Raw genomic sequence first — 15,905 nt, 5'->3', positions numbered from 1 at the left:
GAGGATGAGATGACGCAATATAAACCCAAGCAGACGTTTACTCATCATGGCGATAATGATGGGGCGAGTGCCTTTCATGATGTGAAACACCGTGCTGAATTTGATGCACAGGCTGACTTTTTGCCTGAAGCCACGTCGACACTCGAATCGGATCTGGAAACGACGCTGACTCCTACGCGTAGGCGTCGCCGTGTGTGGCCTTTTTTGGTGTTACTCGGCGTACTCTTGGCGGTTGTGCAATCCGGTGTAAGTGTATACCAATCGTGGCAGTCACAAGATTGGCTGAGCTTAGCGTGGCAAAGCTTATTGGTGGCGCTGGCCGCGACTGGGCTTGCGGTGCTGGGCCGTGAGTGGCGAGCCATGCGTAAGTTAGTGCAGCGCGAACAAACCCGCCAATATGCCGAGCAATTACTGGCTTCTGAGTCGGTTGGGCAGGGAGAGGCCTTTTGTCGGACGCTGGCTGAGCGCACACAGCAAACCCATACTGCAGGGTTTGCCCACTGGCAAAGCCAAATCTCGGCCACGCATAACGACGGTGAAGTGTTGGCCCTGTATGAGCAAAATGTGTTAACCGACCAAGATAAAGCCGCGCGGTTATTAGTGACCAAATACGCGCAAGAAGCGGCACTTATGGTGGCGGTCAGCCCACTTGCGATTGCCGATATGTTGCTGGTGGCCTGGCGCAACTTGCACCTAATGACTCGGATTGCGCAGATTTACGGTATTCAATTGGGTGTCAAAGCACGCTTCACCTTGCTAAAAATGGTGCTAACTAATATGGCCTTGGCAGGCGCCAGTGAGGCGATGACCGATGTGGGATTTGATGTCCTGTCGGTGAATATGGCCGGTCGCGTGTCAGGACGCGTAGCGCAAGGGTTGGGAATTGGGCTGCTGACGGCACGTTTGGGTCTTAAAACCATGACCTTGATGCGTCCGCTGCCTTGGCATGGCCAGCCCGCTCCGAGTTTGTCACAACTTCGTCGCGAGTTAGTTAAACGGCTTTTGGGCAAAGCTGAACGCTCAGCGTCGTAATGGGTCGCCCTTGGCCGCGAACTCGTCGCGACGCCAAGGGCGCGACAGACTCTCAGATCTGTTAGGTAATTCAACCCTATAATCAAAAATTTACCCAAACGGACAGTGTGCTACAAACGTGATATCAGGTGGCAAAAATCGCATCAGGGCTTGACTGTTTCCGCCAACCCGCTCAAACTCCGCTTCAGTGTCAACTTATCCTGACAGCTAATTCGGCTCCGACAGATAAACTGTTTGACCTCTTACCTAACTGACTGATGAGTGCCGTTTTTTTAACCCACTCATCCAACGATGTGACGAGCCGGTATTGGGTATCACTGTCAAGTTACAGGAATCCATTATGAGACTGAAAGTCTGTTGTGAAGACAGAATCGGGCTAACGCGCGAACTACTCGATATCTTGGTACGACGTGAAATCGACCTGCGTGGTATCGAGATCGACCAAGTCGGCATTATCTACCTCAATTGCCCTGAAATTGAATTCGAAGCCTTTAGCCAACTGATGTCTGAAATCCGTTTGATTTCAGGCGTGACCGATGTGCGTAAAATCCAGTTTCTGCCTGCCGAACGCGAGCACCGTGAACTGCGCGCTCTGCTCGAAAGTCTGACTGATCCTGTGTTCTCGATTAACCTCGATGGTTATATCGATATGGCCAATAAAGCGGCACTGGATTTGATTAGCTCAAGCGAGCATCAATTAGTGGGCGAGCACGCCAACAGTGTGTTCCCTGATTTTCAATTTTCTCACTGGTTAGAAAAAGAAGAAGCAAGCCAAAGTTGCCGCATGGTTGTGATGGCCGGGCTCGACTTTCTGATGGAAGTGATGCCGGTTCACATTAACGATGAGAGTGACCAGCCCGTGCTGGTCAGCGCCGTTGTCCAGCTCAAGCAAGTGGCAATGAACAATACGCCACAAACCGTGTTTCGTACCCCTAGCGACCACGGTTTTGAGCATTTGGTAGGCCAATCTAACAAGTTTAAACAGCTGATTAGTCAAGCGAAAAAGCTTGCCATGCTCGACGCGCCATTATTAATCCAAGGTGAAACGGGTACCGGCAAGGAGATGATCGCTCGGGCTTGTCATCGCCATTCGCTGCGTGCGGATAAGCCGTTCTTATTGGTCAACTGTGTGTCTATGCCAGATAACGCCGCCGAAACTGAATTATTTGGTATGGCGGCGGCGGAAAACGGCGGCACAGCCAAAAAAGGGATCCTTGAGCAAGCCGATGGCGGGACGGTTTTCTTGTATGAAGTCGGCGAAATGAGCCGTCATCTACAAGTAAAACTATTGCGTTTTATGCAAGATGGCACCTTCCGTCGCGTTGGCGAAGAGCGTGAAATGCACGTTGATGTGCGCGTGATTTGCTCGACACAAAAGAATCTGCCTGAACTGGTCGCGGCGCAGCAATTCCGTGAAGACTTGTTCTATAGGCTTAATGTCTTGTCGTTGACTGTGCCTCCTTTGCGCGAGCGTACCGCGGACGTCATGCCTTTGGCTGAACTATTTATCAAACAGTTCGCCGCCGATTTAGGCCAATCTAAGCCACGGATTGATAGCGCGCTGGCTGATTACCTGACCCATTATGCGTGGCCGGGTAATATTCGTCAGCTCCGCAATATTTTGCTTCATGCCATGACCCAAATTGACGCAGAAGTGATGACGATCGACGACGTTCAGCTGCCAGAGATCGAAAATACCCAATTCATCAGTGAAGAGTCATTGGATGGCTCGCTGGATGAGATCATGAAGCGATATGAATCGGGGATCTTAAATAATCTTTATCGGAGTTATCCGTCGACCCGAAAACTTGCCAAGCGCTTGGACGTGTCGCATACCGCGATTGCGAATAAGCTGCGTGATTACGGGATTGGCAAAAAGTAGTTAGCCCGACGCGCACTAAGCGGGCCCCTCTAGGGGCTCGCCTTGCTCAAGAGCTAACAAGGCATGCTTGAGCTCAGCGCCATAACGGTAATCACCCACTTGGTGGTGCTCGTTAAGGACACGATGGCAAGGAATGATGATGGGAATCGGATTCATGTTGCAGGCCATCGATACAGCACTGAGCATATGTGGCTCGCCCAGTGCAGCGGCCAATTCTCGGTAGGTGCAGGTATCACCATAGGATATCTGCTGTATTTGCTGCCACAAACGACATTGAAACGGGCTGCCTTCCGGGCACAAGGGCAGTGAAAATTCAGTCCGTTGCCCTGAGAGGTACTCGAACAGCTGCGTTTTGTAGCGGTGGAGTGCTCTTGGGTCATGTTGCCACTCACGGCTGGGCTCAAAGGGGTGATACACCGACAAGGTCAGCTGTCTTAGTCCGTGTTCGTCCGCTAATAAGCTGATTTGCCCTAGCGGTGTTGTCATGCAGTCAAAAAACATAACCGTTCGGAACCACAGAATGTCTGATCCCAGTATAAGCCGTTTCCCACGTATCATTGTCGATGATTTACGGATTGATGCGATCTGTCACGAAGACGTGACGCGTATTGTTCAATACTTCCAACGTAATCGCACTTTCTTGACCCCGTGGGAGCCGACACGCACCGATGGTTTTTATACCGAGCAGGGCTGGAAACGCCGCGTGTTGCAATTGATGGAGCTGCAAAAACACCAGCTGGCTTATTACTTTTTAATCGCGAAGCCAACGTCACCACAGGTGTTAGGCGTGATTTCCTACACCAGCATGATGCAGTATCCGTCTTACTCATGCACGGTGGGTTACTCATTAGATGAGCTCGCTCAAGGACAGGGGATTATGCGGCGCGCGTTATCAGCCACCAACCAATGGCTGTTTGATAACGTGAATATGCATCGCGTCTGCGCCTCTTATATGCCGAAAAATGAAAAAAGCGCCAAGGTGTTAGAAGCGGTTGGATTTGAGCGTGAAGGGCGTGCGCGCGATTACTTGCTGATTAACGGACACTGGGAAGATCATATCTTAATGGCCCACATTAATCCGCGTTGGCAGCCACCTCGTCCTGAGAGCACGCAAAACGCGACCTCTCTTGGCTAACGGTTGGTGAGGAAAAAGGGCGCCGCAGCGCCCTTGGTCATGTCTGATAGCCTTGATTATTTCACGGTCAGAACACGCATCGTATTGGTTGAGCCGATCACTTCCATTTGGTCACCTTGGGTCATAATGACCTGATCCCCTTCATCCAAGAAGCCACCTTCTTTGAGGGTTTGCAGTGCGCGCTCAGCAACTTGCAGGCCTGCTCCGCTATCACTATCAAAGTAAACCGGTGTGACCCCCCGATACAGCGCAGCACGGTTGAGTGTGTGCTCGTGACGTGAGAGCGCGAAGATAGGTTTACCTGACGAAATACGCGACATCATCAAGGCGGTTCGGCCCGACTCGGTCAACGAGACCATGGCTTTCACCCCTTTCATATGGTTCGCCGCATACATGGTCGCCATCGAAACCGTTTCTTCTTGGCTATCAAATTGACGATCCAGACGGTGATTCGACACATTGACGGACGGCATTTTTTCCGCCCCCATACAGACTTCGGCCATTGATCGAACGGTTTCTACGGGGTATTGCCCCGCCGCGGTTTCTGCAGAAAGCATGACGGCATCGGTTCCGTCGAGGACGGCGTTCGCCACATCCATCACTTCCGCACGCGTTGGCATTGGCGCTGAAATCATCGACTCCATCATCTGAGTTGCGGTGATCACCAAACGGTTCATGCTACGGGCGCGGCGAATCAATTGCTTTTGGACCCCCACCAATTCAGGGTCGCCAATCTCAACGCCTAAATCACCACGTGCCACCATCACCACATCTGATGCTTCGATGATGTCATCAATGCTTGCTTCGCTTGCCACGGTTTCAGCACGCTCAACTTTGGCGACCAATCGCGCCTCAAGACCTGCGTCGCGGGCCAAGGTACGCGCGTAATTCATATCTTGACCGTTGCGCGGGAACGAAATGGCTAAGTAGTCCACGCCAATTTTGGCGGCGGTATGAATGTCTTGTTTATCTTTTTCAGTCAGTGCCGGCGCCGATAGACCCCCACCTTTTTTATTGATGCCCTTGTTGTTCGACAGCTTGCCACCGACCGTCACTTCGGTATGCACTTTCGCGCCGTCTACCGCCAACACTTTGAGTTGAACTCGGCCGTCATCAAGCAACAGGATATCGCCATTGGTCACATCCTGAGGGAGCGCTTTATAGTCGAGGCCGACTGCATCTTGATCCCCCATACCCGGTGATAAATCACCGTCTAGGGTAAATTTATCACCAACGGCCAGTTGGATTGCTCCGTCTTTAAAGGTCGATACACGGATTTTCGGCCCTTGTAGGTCGCCTAAAATACCGACATGACGACCCAATTTGGCCGCAATGGCACGGACCTGTTCGGCACGCTTAATATGATCTTCTGCGCTGCCGTGAGAAAAGTTGAGGCGAACCACGTTTGCGCCTGCCTTAATCACCGCTTCTAACACATCATCTTTATCAGTGGCAGGGCCGAGTGTTGTAACTATCTTGGTTCTTCTCAGTTTTGCAGACATGTTTAACTCCTGTTTTCATTGGGCTACGCCCAGACCGCGCATAGACCTGGATAGTGAGGTGCAACAGCAAAAACATCATGAAGCTCAACGTACAACCAAGCACATTGCATCCAGTGTAGCGCAGGGAAAGCGTCGATCGTGTGACACAAAAAAGGAGTGCCGTGGGCACTCCTGCGTATTAAGTCAACGACTCTTTGTGAAAGCGTGAATCGCGAATCGCATCTTTCACACGTTTTAGGTTTTCTCTAAACCCTGGACCGCGGCGAAGCGTGAAGCCAGTCGCGAGCACATCAATGACGGTCATTTGCACGACGCGACTCGCCATGGGCATATAGACGTCGGTATCTTCCGGGACATCAAGCTGAATGGTGTGTGAACACACTTTATCCAGTGGTGAGTCACGCTGGGTGATGCCGATAACCGTCGCGCCATTTTCGCGCGCTAAGTTCGCCACATCCACCAAGCTTTTGGTGCGGCCAGTGTGCGAGATCACCACCACGACATCCCCATCGTTACAGTTAATACAGCTCATACGCTGCATTACGATGTCGTTGAAGCAAACAATGGGGATGTTAAAGCGGAAAAATTTGTTTTGTGCGTCATGCGCAACCGACGCCGATGCACCAAGGCCAAAAAAGGCGATCTTCTTGGCTTGGGTCAGTAAATCCACCGCGCGATTAATTTGGTGGGTATCGATACTGTTTTTCGCGACATCCAAGCAGGCCATGGTGGATTCAAAAATTTTAGCGGTATAAGCGTCAGCACCATCGTTTTCTTCTACGTTACGATTGACGTAGGGTGTCCCGTTCGCGAGGCTTTGCGCAAGGTGCAATTTAAAATCAGGAAAACCCTTGGTGTCGAGTCGGCGACAGAAGCGGTTCACGGTTGGCTCACTCACATCCGCCATCTTAGCCAGTGTGGCAATACTAGAGTGGATCGCTGTTTGTGGTGAGGCAACAATCACCTCAGCAACTTTTCTTTCAGATTTGCTGAAGTTTTCGAGATTTTTTTGTATTTTTTCCAGAGTATTCATTCGAGTTACCGCTTAAGTTCGTGACCAGAATGTAAAACAATCGTGACGTTATCCACGATCCAAATTCGATGTTAACTACGTATATCAACACGGTTTTTGACTACCGTTTCGTGGCATTTAGTCTATCTTCTCGCGCCTGCTAATGACATTATTATGACCATTCGAGCATGAAAACTTTGTCGCCATTCACGCTTTTGGTTATTTCCTTTCAGGATCACGGAATATATTTACAGCGTGAAATAAATAATAGACCAGAATAGGCGAAATAAAGGCGTTGTTATCCATTACATTGAAAAATAATTACGTAACAAAAGGAGTGACTGTGACGGGTTTTAAAATAGGTATTTGTGGCTGTGGTTGGTTAGGCACGTCCTTGGCCAAACAGTTACTGGCTGCGGGCCATCAAGTTGTAGGGACAAAGCGTGATGCGGCTGATGCACGGGCGCTCAGTGAGACACTTGGGTGCGACGTGGTGCCGTTTGATGTGATGAAACCCGATTACACCTCCGCGGCATCCTTACTTGGCTGTGATATGGTCGTAATCAATATTGCTGCCGGACGGCGGAATGCAGACTTCGGTGCCTACCAAGGGGCTATGACCGCATTTATCGATATATTGCTTGCCGCTGAGGTTAAGCATGTCCTCTTTATTAGCACTACCTCAGTGTATGGTGATTTGAAAGGGCAGGTGACAGAACAATCGACGCCGGCACCACAGACTGCATCTGGACAGGCACACCATGCGATTGAAGCGCACCTTCGTGCCCATTATGGCGATACCTCTACGGTGCTGCGTCTGGCTGGATTGATTGGTGGGGACCGTCATCCGTCGAAAACATTGGCAGGGCGGAGCGACTTGGCGGGTGCCAATGAGCCAGTCAATTTAGTGCACCGAGTGGATGTAATTAGCACCATTACCGCGATTATTCATCAGCAACAATGGGGACAAACCTTTCATTTGTGTGCAGAGCTTCATCCTCCCAAAGCGACGTATTATCCGTGGGCCGCACGGGAAATGGGCCTAACGCCGCCGCAATTTACCGTCAGTGCGGGTGATGGAAAATGGATTGATGCCTCACAGACATTAAAGACTCTGGGGCTGAAGTTGCGATATGGCTCGCCCTATCAAATGATTGCCAATGGTGCTGTTAGCCCGGATTAAACGCGGTGAGCGAAGATAAGTGAGCCCAAGATAAATGAACAAAGATGCAAAGCGGTTAGCGCCGCTAAAAAAAGAAAAGCCCACACAAGGTGGGCAAAAAATAAAGGTAGAGACAAACAAACTCTAAAGTGAGTAGAAAAAGCAGCAGCAGGTCGGAAAGAAAGAGAAATCATGCGCCCTCAATCGCTGAGGGAGATAAGGCATTTCTTACCGATGCACCCATTAGGACTGGGCGAAATTGAAGAAGTTCCTTAGGTTGAGAAAAAGTGGCAATTATTTATTAATACGCGATTAGTTTGTGATTTTTCTCACAAAAAAGCGTGCATTAGAGGAGGTGAATGGCAATAGTTCTTTTGTCTCGTCCCGACTTAGCGTGGCGAGTCAGCATGTTGATGCGGCGCTGATTGAGTGCACGCACATAAAAAAGCCCACAAGCAACGAGCGAGTGGGCGTAGAAGAAAAGTCTTCTAGAAAAAGCAGTGGCACAGAGTGTGACCGCCATCAATGCGAAAGGGTTCCCAATTTTGCACAAAAAGTCGCCTTTTTCTCCTCATTGTATATTGACGTTGCTCTTTTGCCCCCAACATTCAGTGTCATAGCGAGGGCTAGCAGCAGAAATCACCGTCCTATTTTTTACCAACCACCATACGCTATCGACTTGTGCCCTTGTTCTAGCCGGGTTCGAGTGGCTCCTCTTTACCACGGTAAGTCGCCCAAATACATGGCCGAGTGTCGCTTGGAACAGTGCCTACCACGCGTCTTGCTCATAACACCGTTGAACCTACCGCGCTCGATATTCAGGAATGTGATGTTACTCATGTGATGATGGCGTGTTTCTATCTTGTTAAAACTGACGTTGCGTTATAAAGTTAAACAAGCGTTTAATACAGGTGAATGAAAATGGCAGGACGAGGCGAAACCAAAGCAAAAATTCTGGATGCCGCGGAGCAACTCTTCGCCGAGCATGGGTTCAAGGAAACCTCACTTCGAACGATTACCGGCAAAGCAGGCGTTAATCTCGCGTCGGTGAACTACCATTTTGGGGATAAAAAATCACTGGTTCGGGCGGTATTAAGCCGTTATCTCGAGGCCTTTATGCCCGCACTCGGAGAGCAACTGCAAGCGCTGCTTAGTGAGCCCCATTGTACGATGGAGCAAGTATTTGCCTGTGTAAAACAACCTGTGCTTGCCCTTGATAAGTATCGCCCGCATGGCGCCGCGACATTTATGCAGCTAATTGGACGTGGTTATAGTGATGTGCAAGGCCACCTGCGTTGGTTTATTACCACCCGCTATGAGCATGTGCTCTCATTGTTCAATCAAGCGGTCCGCAAAGCCAATCCAGACCTTACGTCAGAGGCGGTTTTTTGGCACTTACATTTCACCTTGGGCGCGGCGATTTTCACTATGGCGTCGAGTGAGGCATTGCGCGACATCGCCGAAAACGATTTTGGACGCACGTTAGATTCAGAAGCGATCGTTGACCGACTTATTCCGTATCTAGCTGCAGGGATGAACGCCAAACCAAGACAAGCGTCGCAAGATAACATCGTGGCATTTGCCGCAGAGTAACGCACGATTACCTTTGGGCTGATGGCGAAAAAATAAGCGCAAGGGACAGTCAAACAGCGATGGGATTTAAGCCGTGCATCGCGCTGTTGTAACAACCCGTAAGCGGCACCCTAAGTGCCAAGTGAAAACCCGTTCTGGTCGCACAATAACACCAAAAAGAGTGCAACCATGATCAACAAAAGGACCTGAATCATGAGCTCTCAAACGTCAATGCGTCGATCACTGATTAGTGATAAAGCGTTTTCTTTCTTCAAAAAGGTACTGCCGCCGCTATCAGCGACCGAGCGTGAGGCGATGGAAGCCGGTAGCGTATGGTGGGACGGCGAGTTGTTCTCCGGCTCGCCAGATTGGCAAACCCTACATCAGTACGGCAAGCCATCGTTAACCGCAGACGAGCAAGCCTTTATCGATAACCAGCTGGAAACGCTGCTGGCGATGCTCGACGACTTTAAAATCGTTCAAGAGCAAAAAGACCTGCCGGAAGAAGTGTGGGAATACCTCAAAAAAGAGCGCTTCTTTTCACTGATCATCCCCAAAGAATACGGCGGTCTCGCGTTCTCGGCACTTGCCAACTCGACCATTGTATCGCGCATTGCCACACGCAGTTTAAGTGCCGCGGTAACCGTGATGGTGCCAAACTCTTTGGGGCCGGGTGAACTACTGACTCACTATGGTACCCAGGAGCAGCGTGACTATTGGTTGCCTCGCTTAGCGGATGGCCGTGAAGTGCCATGTTTTGGCCTGACAGGCCCAGAAGCAGGTTCGGATGCGGGAAGCATTCCTGATCGTGGCGTGGTGTGCATGGGCGAATACGAGGGCAAAGAAGTGCTGGGTATTCGCTTAAGCTGGAACAAGCGTTACATCACCCTCGCGCCGGTGGCGACTGTGGTTGGTCTGGCATTTAAACTGGACGATCCTGACGGCATGCTCGGCGAGAAAAAAGAGCTTGGGATCACCTGTGCGCTGGTGCCTGCGGATCATCCCGGCGTTGAAATTGGTGACCGCCATAACCCGCTCAACATGGCGTTTATGAACGGTACTACCAAGGGCGAAGATGTCTTTATCCCTATCGATTGGGTGATCGGGGGCAAAGATTATGTCGGCCGCGGCTGGCGGATGCTGGTGGAGTGCTTATCAGCAGGGCGCGGCATCTCCTTACCGGCGTTGGGTACGGCAGTGGGCCATTTGGCTAGCCGAACCACGGGTGCATACAGCTATGTGCGTAAACAGTTCGGGATGCATATTGGTCGCTTTGAAGGAGTAGCCGAAGCATTAGGACGGATGGGCGGATTGACCTATTTGCTCGAATCGACCCGCACGTTGACCACCACGGCGCTCGACAAAGGTGAGAAGCCAGCGATTATCACCGCGATCTCGAAATACCACATGACAGAGCTGGCGCGCACCATCTTAAATGATGCCATGGATATTCATGCTGGGCGTGCAATCCAGTTGGGGCCACTTAACTATATTGGTCATCACTACTTTGGGATTCCGGTCGCGATCACGGTAGAAGGTGCCAACATTTTGACCCGTAACCTGATGATCTTTGGTCAAGGGGCGACTCGCTGTCATCCATACGTACTCAAAGAAATGGAAGCGGCGGCGAACCCTGACCAAGAAGCGGGTGCGCAAGCGTTCGATAAATTGCTGTTCAAACATATCGGTCACGCGAGTAAAAACAGTGTGTTGGGCTTAGTTAACGCGCTAACCGGCTCCCTGACCAATCGCGCGCCAGTGAGTGGCGAAACGGCAAAATACTACCGTCATCTGACACGAATGAGCCGAGCACTGGCCGTGACCACCGATGTTGCCATGTTGGCCCTCGGCGGTGAGCTGAAACGCCGTGAAATGCTCTCAGCCCGTTTGGGTGATGTGTTAAGTCATCTTTATATGGCTTCTGCAGTACTGAAGCGCTTTGAAGATGAAGGACGTCCGCGTGCTGATTTGCCAATGGTGCACTATGCGCTGCAATACTGTTTAGCTCAGTGTGCAAAAGCCTTTGATGGCGCATTTAACAACTTCCCACGTAACGGTGTGGGTCGCAGCTTACGTGTACTTCTCTTCCCGTTGGGCATGCACTACAAAATGCCATCGGACAAATTGCTCAACCAAATTGCCGAGCAACTGATGACACCAAGTGCGGACCGCGATCGCTGGACACACATTTGCTATGTGGGTGACAAGCCTGAAGATCCTGTTGCCGTGATGGAGCGTGCCTTTGTAGCTATGTGGGAATCACGCGATACCGACAAGGCGTTGATCAAAGCCGCAAAAGCGAAACAAATCGACGGGAAAGCCAGCTTGGCTGATCGCTCACAGCAGGCCGTGGATCAAAACATCATTACCGCGCAAGCACGAGAGAAACTGCTTGAGGCTGATGCACTACGTGCATATGCCGTGCAAGTTGATGATTTTAAAGCGGAGTGGTTTGCCTCTAGCCAGCTAGAAGGTGGTGCGATTAAAAAGCCGAACCCAAACAAAGCGGCGTAACTGCAAAGAAAACCGCACCATGAGAACAAAAAGCGCTTGCTTCGGCAGGCGCTTTTTTATGAGACAGCGACTTACCATGATCGCACCAACCAGTGTGATTAATGTCACACAAATGGTGCAAGTCTGCTCTTTTTTACTTATTATGGTCCTTTGCAGTGTCGTGATGGCAAGACGCCAACATCGATCAAGCGTATCGAACTAAAGAGGTAAGTCACTGTGAGTAAAACCCATCAACCACGAGATACAGACGCGAGCTCAACCCCAACACGCCCTAAATTTGGCTTAACCGGTAACATTGCGTTTAACTGGGGCCAACACATTTTCTCGAATGCGTGGGAGCAAAGTGGCAATAAAGAAAACGCGCAAGACAATGATAAATTCATCTCGCCGAATCCTTATGCCTCTTGGTTTATGTATTGGCCGCTTAACCGCCGTCGTTAAGGGCACGTCTTTGCGCCATTTCGGTGGCGCTGATCGCGATCTCGTCCACTAATCTTGTCTGCAACACCTCCAACCACTGGATATTTTCGTCATTTTTCCGCAAAAGGGGATGCATAGGTCGACGTTAGTAATTATCCTTAGCCTCAATTTTGTGAGGGACGTTGAATATGATCATCAAACCTAAAATTCGCGGATTTATCTGTACGACCACCCATCCGATCGGCTGTGAAGCCAATGTAAAAGAACAAATTGACTACACCAAAGCGCAAGGCCCGATTGCCAATGCGCCTAAGCGTGTCTTGGTGGTAGGGGCATCCAGCGGTTATGGCTTGTCCTCACGCATTGCGGCTGCCTTCGGTGGCGGTGCGGCAACCATTGGTGTGTTCTTTGAAAAACCAGGCACCGAGAAAAAGCCTGGCACCGCTGGCTGGTACAACTCTGCCGCATTCGACAAGTTTGCCAAGCAAGAAGGCCTGTATTCCAAAAGCCTGAACGGCGATGCGTTCTCGCATGAAGCCAAGCAAAAAACCATTGATTTGATCAAACAAGATTTGGGTCAAATCGATATGGTTGTTTATTCGCTGGCCTCGCCAGTGCGTAAGCTACCTGACAGCGGCGAGCTGGTGCGCTCATCACTCAAACCAATCGGTGAGACCTATACCTCAACCGCCGTTGACACCAACAAAGATGAAATCATCGAAGCCAGTGTCGAGCCGGCTACCGAGCAAGAAATTCAAGATACCGTCACCGTTATGGGCGGTGAAGACTGGGAGCTTTGGATTAACGCGCTGAACGACGCTGGTGTATTGGCCGAAGGCTGCAAAACCGTCGCGTACAGCTATATCGGTACCGAGCTCACTTGGCCTATCTACTGGGAAGGTGCGCTGGGTAAAGCGAAAATGGACCTCGATCGCGCCGCAAAAGCACTGAACAATACGCTCTCGGCAAAAGGCGGTAGTGCCAACGTCGCCGTATTGAAAAGCGTGGTCACTCAAGCGAGCTCGGCTATTCCAGTTATGCCGCTATATATCGCCATGGTATTCAAAAAAATGCGTCAAGAGGGCGTCCATGAAGGTTGCATGGAGCAAATCCATCGCATGTTCACCCAACGGCTCTATAAAGGCGATAACAGCGCCCCAGAGGTAGACAGCGAAAACCGTCTGCGTTTAGATGACTGGGAACTGCGTGACGATATTCAGCAGTACTGCCGTGACTTGTGGCCACAGATCACCACTGATAACCTCAGTGAGCTGACTGACTACAAAGAATACAAAGCTGAATTCCTAAAACTGTTTGGTTTTGGTGTTGAAGGCGTAGACTACGAGGCAGACATCAGCCCCGTGGTTGAATTTGATGTCGAAAACATCTAAAACGGTTTAAAAAACACACCAAAGAGGCCAGCCTAACGCTGGCCTCTTTTTTATTGGCTGAAAGCTGACCAAACGCACCGCTAATATTGGTTTTTTACTTTACAAGCCAACAGGAAACCCATATTATACGCCGCGTTCCGGAGGGATGGCTGAGCGGTTGAAAGCACCGGTCTTGAAAACCGGCAAGGGTTAATAGCCCTTCTAGGGTTCAAATCCCTATCCCTCCGCCACATACCGAAAAGCCGCTGAGAAATCAGCGGCTTTTTTCGTTTTCTGCTTTGCAATCATGCAAACCCTGACGTTGCCAACATTTTAGACGCCTCTGTCTAAACACCTTTCTCATGCTCTGGTAGTCTACGTTCCTTAAATATCTCCCGCACATGGTCTTTTGGATGCCGCCAACCGAAGGGCGGTAGCGTGGACGTTAAAGCAAATCCATTGGGCCTTTTGTACCGCACGATTTAAGGCTTTAGGCAATCTTACCTAGCGGCTGGTTTAAAAACTGGTTGTAAAGAAAGGCTAATGCATTGAGAGCTACCTTTTGTGTGTTCGGTGACACTTGCTGCGCATTCGCCAAATAAGACAGAAACGTTTTTACATCCTCGTCACTAAGCTCTGTAGGATGCTGCTTATGATGGAAAAGGATAAATCGACGTACCCAGTACAAGTAATTTTTCTCGGTTTTGATCGCATAGCCTCGTCGCCTAATCTCATGCTGAAGGCTTGCCATAAAAGGACTTTTGGTCATGATCTTTTTCCTCCATCTAAGACTGTATATTCATACAGCCTATCGGTAAGGAAAGCCAAATAGTGTGCACACTTTTTCGAGACACATTCACATTATCGCCGAAAGACAAAATATTAGTTAAATATAATCAATGAGTTAAAAATTCGCCTTTGAGGATAGTGTGAACGCCTTGTCCGGGATAGGCGGCATGCACACTTTCGCAGACAAGGTGATTGCTTCAAGCGTTAAAAATGTGTTTAATCATAAGTAGTTAGATGAAAAAAGGCGCGTATAACGGTTTTGGAAAATCGAGCGCGCGCACTAATACAATGTTATGCACAAAGAGAGAAATATGCAGTTTGCCAACTTTGAAGATGACTACTGGCAGTTGCGTAACGGAGAGGAATCTCATCGGGCGCATCCAGATACCTTTTGGATTCCGCCTATTGAGGAGAGGAAGGGCCTCAAAGTTGGTGATGCTGCCAAGGTAATCCTCGAAATTGAGTGCGAGGATGAGGATGGCGAAGTGTTTGTTGAGGGCGAACGAGGATTCCTGATCGTGTCCGAAATAATTGGCGAGAAATACATCGGAATCCTCGATTTTCAGCCTCTTTGCATCGAGAAGGGTCAGGAAGATGTGTATCTATGTTTTGGTGCGGAAATTCCTTTCGGTCCAGAGCACGTAATCGATATTGATCGCCCACCTCAAGATTATATTGATTGGCAGTTGGGGCAAAAGCCAGAGCGAATCTGGCACCGCCGAAATGCATAACAAGGTGGTCAACGGGACGCCAACTACGCTGTGCTCTGTTGCCGCTTAAGCATCAAGGCGTAAATATGGAGGATATATGGCAGATTTGGCTTCGGTAACTACAGTATTAACTGGTATTAAAACAGCGACCGAGATCGCTAGGACTTTAAAGGATATTGATGTATCGATAGAAAGAGCCGAGCTTAAGCTACAAATGGCAGAGTTAATTAGTGCTCTAGCTGATACCAAAATATCGGCCGCCGAGATCCAAGAGTTAGTTCTAGAGAAAGACAGGGAAATCCAAGACCTGAAAAACATGCTAATGCTAAAAGATAAGATCATTCGTTTTGGCGATGCTTACTATTCATTGAATGACTCTGGAAAGGCAACAGGCTCCCCTTATTGCTCACATTGTTGGGAATCGGAAAATAAGCTTATTCATCTTCACTCAAAAGGTGTTCAGCGAATTTGTGCCTCATGCGACACTATCTACCAAGCCCGAAATACTCCTAATAACCCCGATAAAATCATGGCTCAAAGGAAAAAAGATGCTTAACACATATGAGCCCTTCTCCGGTCAATAGGCAATAGCATTTTTTGGCTGCGCCAGCAGCCAATGCTCTCGAACAACAAAGTCGTCTACTTCGCTCTGTCATTTCCGCCATTAAGTCATTGCTTACGGCAAACACATATAGAAGGTCTCTTACTGCGGTCTCACCGCTGCCTGCCAATCATGTGACAGGGCCATTAGACATTATTCGGTTAACCCAAGCAGGCGCTATTCAAAAAGAAGGCTAAACGTTTG

Annotated in this window: 14 protein-coding genes and 1 tRNA gene; 11 read left to right on the top strand and 4 right to left on the bottom strand. The window is 49.7% G+C overall.

The annotated features are described in order from the left end of the window. Nucleotides 1–9: 9 nt before the first annotated feature. Both BZG82_RS07580 and tyrR read left to right on the top strand, forming a co-directional pair. Nucleotides 10–1,032 carry a YcjF family protein gene (locus BZG82_RS07580; protein WP_077765530.1) on the top strand — a complete coding sequence of 341 codons (1,023 nt, stop codon included), beginning with the start codon at nt 10–12 and terminating at the stop codon, nt 1,030–1,032. A 340-nt stretch (nt 1,033–1,372) separates the two neighbouring features. Next, nucleotides 1,373–2,914 (top strand): transcriptional regulator TyrR, encoded by a 1,542-nt coding sequence (gene tyrR, locus BZG82_RS07575; RefSeq protein ID WP_077455161.1) that lies wholly within the window; start codon nt 1,373–1,375, stop codon nt 2,912–2,914. A 15-nt stretch (nt 2,915–2,929) separates the two neighbouring features. Here the strand turns inward: tyrR and BZG82_RS07570 are convergent, their stop codons facing one another. Then, entirely contained in the window at nt 2,930–3,400 is a 471-nt protein-coding gene (locus BZG82_RS07570; RefSeq protein WP_241837353.1) for a methylated-DNA--[protein]-cysteine S-methyltransferase, read from the bottom strand. 34 nt (nt 3,401–3,434) lie between these two features. On the opposite strand from BZG82_RS07570, the gene BZG82_RS07565 reads away from it, so the two are divergent. Next, nucleotides 3,435–4,049: a GNAT family N-acetyltransferase gene (locus BZG82_RS07565; protein WP_069588905.1), complete on the top strand. Its 615-nt coding sequence runs from the start codon at nt 3,435–3,437 to the stop codon at nt 4,047–4,049. Nucleotides 4,050–4,105: 56 nt separating this feature from the next. Here the strand turns inward: BZG82_RS07565 and pyk are convergent, their stop codons facing one another. Then, nucleotides 4,106–5,551, bottom strand: a complete 1,446-nt coding sequence (pyk, locus tag BZG82_RS07560) for a pyruvate kinase (protein WP_077480431.1) — start codon at nt 5,549–5,551, stop codon at nt 4,106–4,108. A gap of 178 nt (nt 5,552–5,729) precedes the next feature. After that, the gene (locus BZG82_RS07555) at nt 5,730–6,584 is read right to left on the bottom strand and encodes a MurR/RpiR family transcriptional regulator (RefSeq protein ID WP_069588909.1); all 855 of its coding nucleotides are present in this window, start codon (nt 6,582–6,584) and stop codon (nt 5,730–5,732) included. Nucleotides 6,585–6,906: 322 nt separating this feature from the next. Here BZG82_RS07555 and BZG82_RS07550 point away from each other — a divergent pair, with 322 nt between their 5' ends. From BZG82_RS07550 to BZG82_RS07525, 6 genes are all read left to right on the top strand, one after another. Next, nucleotides 6,907–7,746: an SDR family oxidoreductase gene (locus tag BZG82_RS07550; RefSeq protein ID WP_158075984.1), complete on the top strand. Its 840-nt coding sequence runs from the start codon at nt 6,907–6,909 to the stop codon at nt 7,744–7,746. A gap of 900 nt (nt 7,747–8,646) precedes the next feature. Continuing rightward, nucleotides 8,647–9,318, top strand: a complete 672-nt coding sequence (locus tag BZG82_RS07545; protein ID WP_077480428.1) for a TetR/AcrR family transcriptional regulator — start codon at nt 8,647–8,649, stop codon at nt 9,316–9,318. A gap of 192 nt (nt 9,319–9,510) precedes the next feature. Next, nucleotides 9,511–11,811 carry an acyl-CoA dehydrogenase gene (locus BZG82_RS07540; RefSeq protein ID WP_077480427.1) on the top strand — a complete coding sequence of 767 codons (2,301 nt, stop codon included), beginning with the start codon at nt 9,511–9,513 and terminating at the stop codon, nt 11,809–11,811. A 216-nt stretch (nt 11,812–12,027) separates the two neighbouring features. Continuing rightward, nucleotides 12,028–12,252 carry a hypothetical protein gene (locus BZG82_RS07535; RefSeq protein WP_077480426.1) on the top strand — a complete coding sequence of 75 codons (225 nt, stop codon included), beginning with the start codon at nt 12,028–12,030 and terminating at the stop codon, nt 12,250–12,252. A 167-nt stretch (nt 12,253–12,419) separates the two neighbouring features. Beyond that, entirely contained in the window at nt 12,420–13,622 is a 1,203-nt protein-coding gene (gene fabV / locus BZG82_RS07530; RefSeq protein WP_077765527.1) for an enoyl-ACP reductase FabV, read from the top strand. A 139-nt stretch (nt 13,623–13,761) separates the two neighbouring features. Continuing rightward, nucleotides 13,762–13,852, top strand: a tRNA-Ser gene (locus BZG82_RS07525). Between the two features lie 239 nt (nt 13,853–14,091). Here the strand turns inward: BZG82_RS07525 and BZG82_RS07520 are convergent. Beyond that, on the bottom strand, nt 14,092–14,370 hold the full coding sequence (locus BZG82_RS07520) for a site-specific integrase (protein WP_077765526.1): 279 nt from the start codon (nt 14,368–14,370) through the stop codon (nt 14,092–14,094). A 331-nt stretch (nt 14,371–14,701) separates the two neighbouring features. Between BZG82_RS07520 and BZG82_RS07515 the strand changes: the two genes are divergently transcribed. Together BZG82_RS07515 and BZG82_RS07510 are read left to right on the top strand one after the other, a co-directional pair. Continuing rightward, nucleotides 14,702–15,121 (top strand): hypothetical protein, encoded by a 420-nt coding sequence (locus BZG82_RS07515; RefSeq protein WP_077765525.1) that lies wholly within the window; start codon nt 14,702–14,704, stop codon nt 15,119–15,121. Nucleotides 15,122–15,197: 76 nt separating this feature from the next. Further along, complete coding sequence (locus tag BZG82_RS07510) at nt 15,198–15,656, top strand: hypothetical protein (protein WP_077765524.1); 459 nt, start codon at nt 15,198–15,200, stop codon at nt 15,654–15,656. Nucleotides 15,657–15,905: the final 249 nt, after the last annotated feature.

The organism is Salinivibrio sp. PR5 (assembly GCF_001996085.1).
Taxonomy (GTDB): Bacteria; Pseudomonadota; Gammaproteobacteria; order Enterobacterales; family Vibrionaceae; genus Salinivibrio; species Salinivibrio proteolyticus.
Note: the sequence above shows the minus strand (reverse complement) of the source record. Positions and strands in the feature narration are given on the sequence as shown.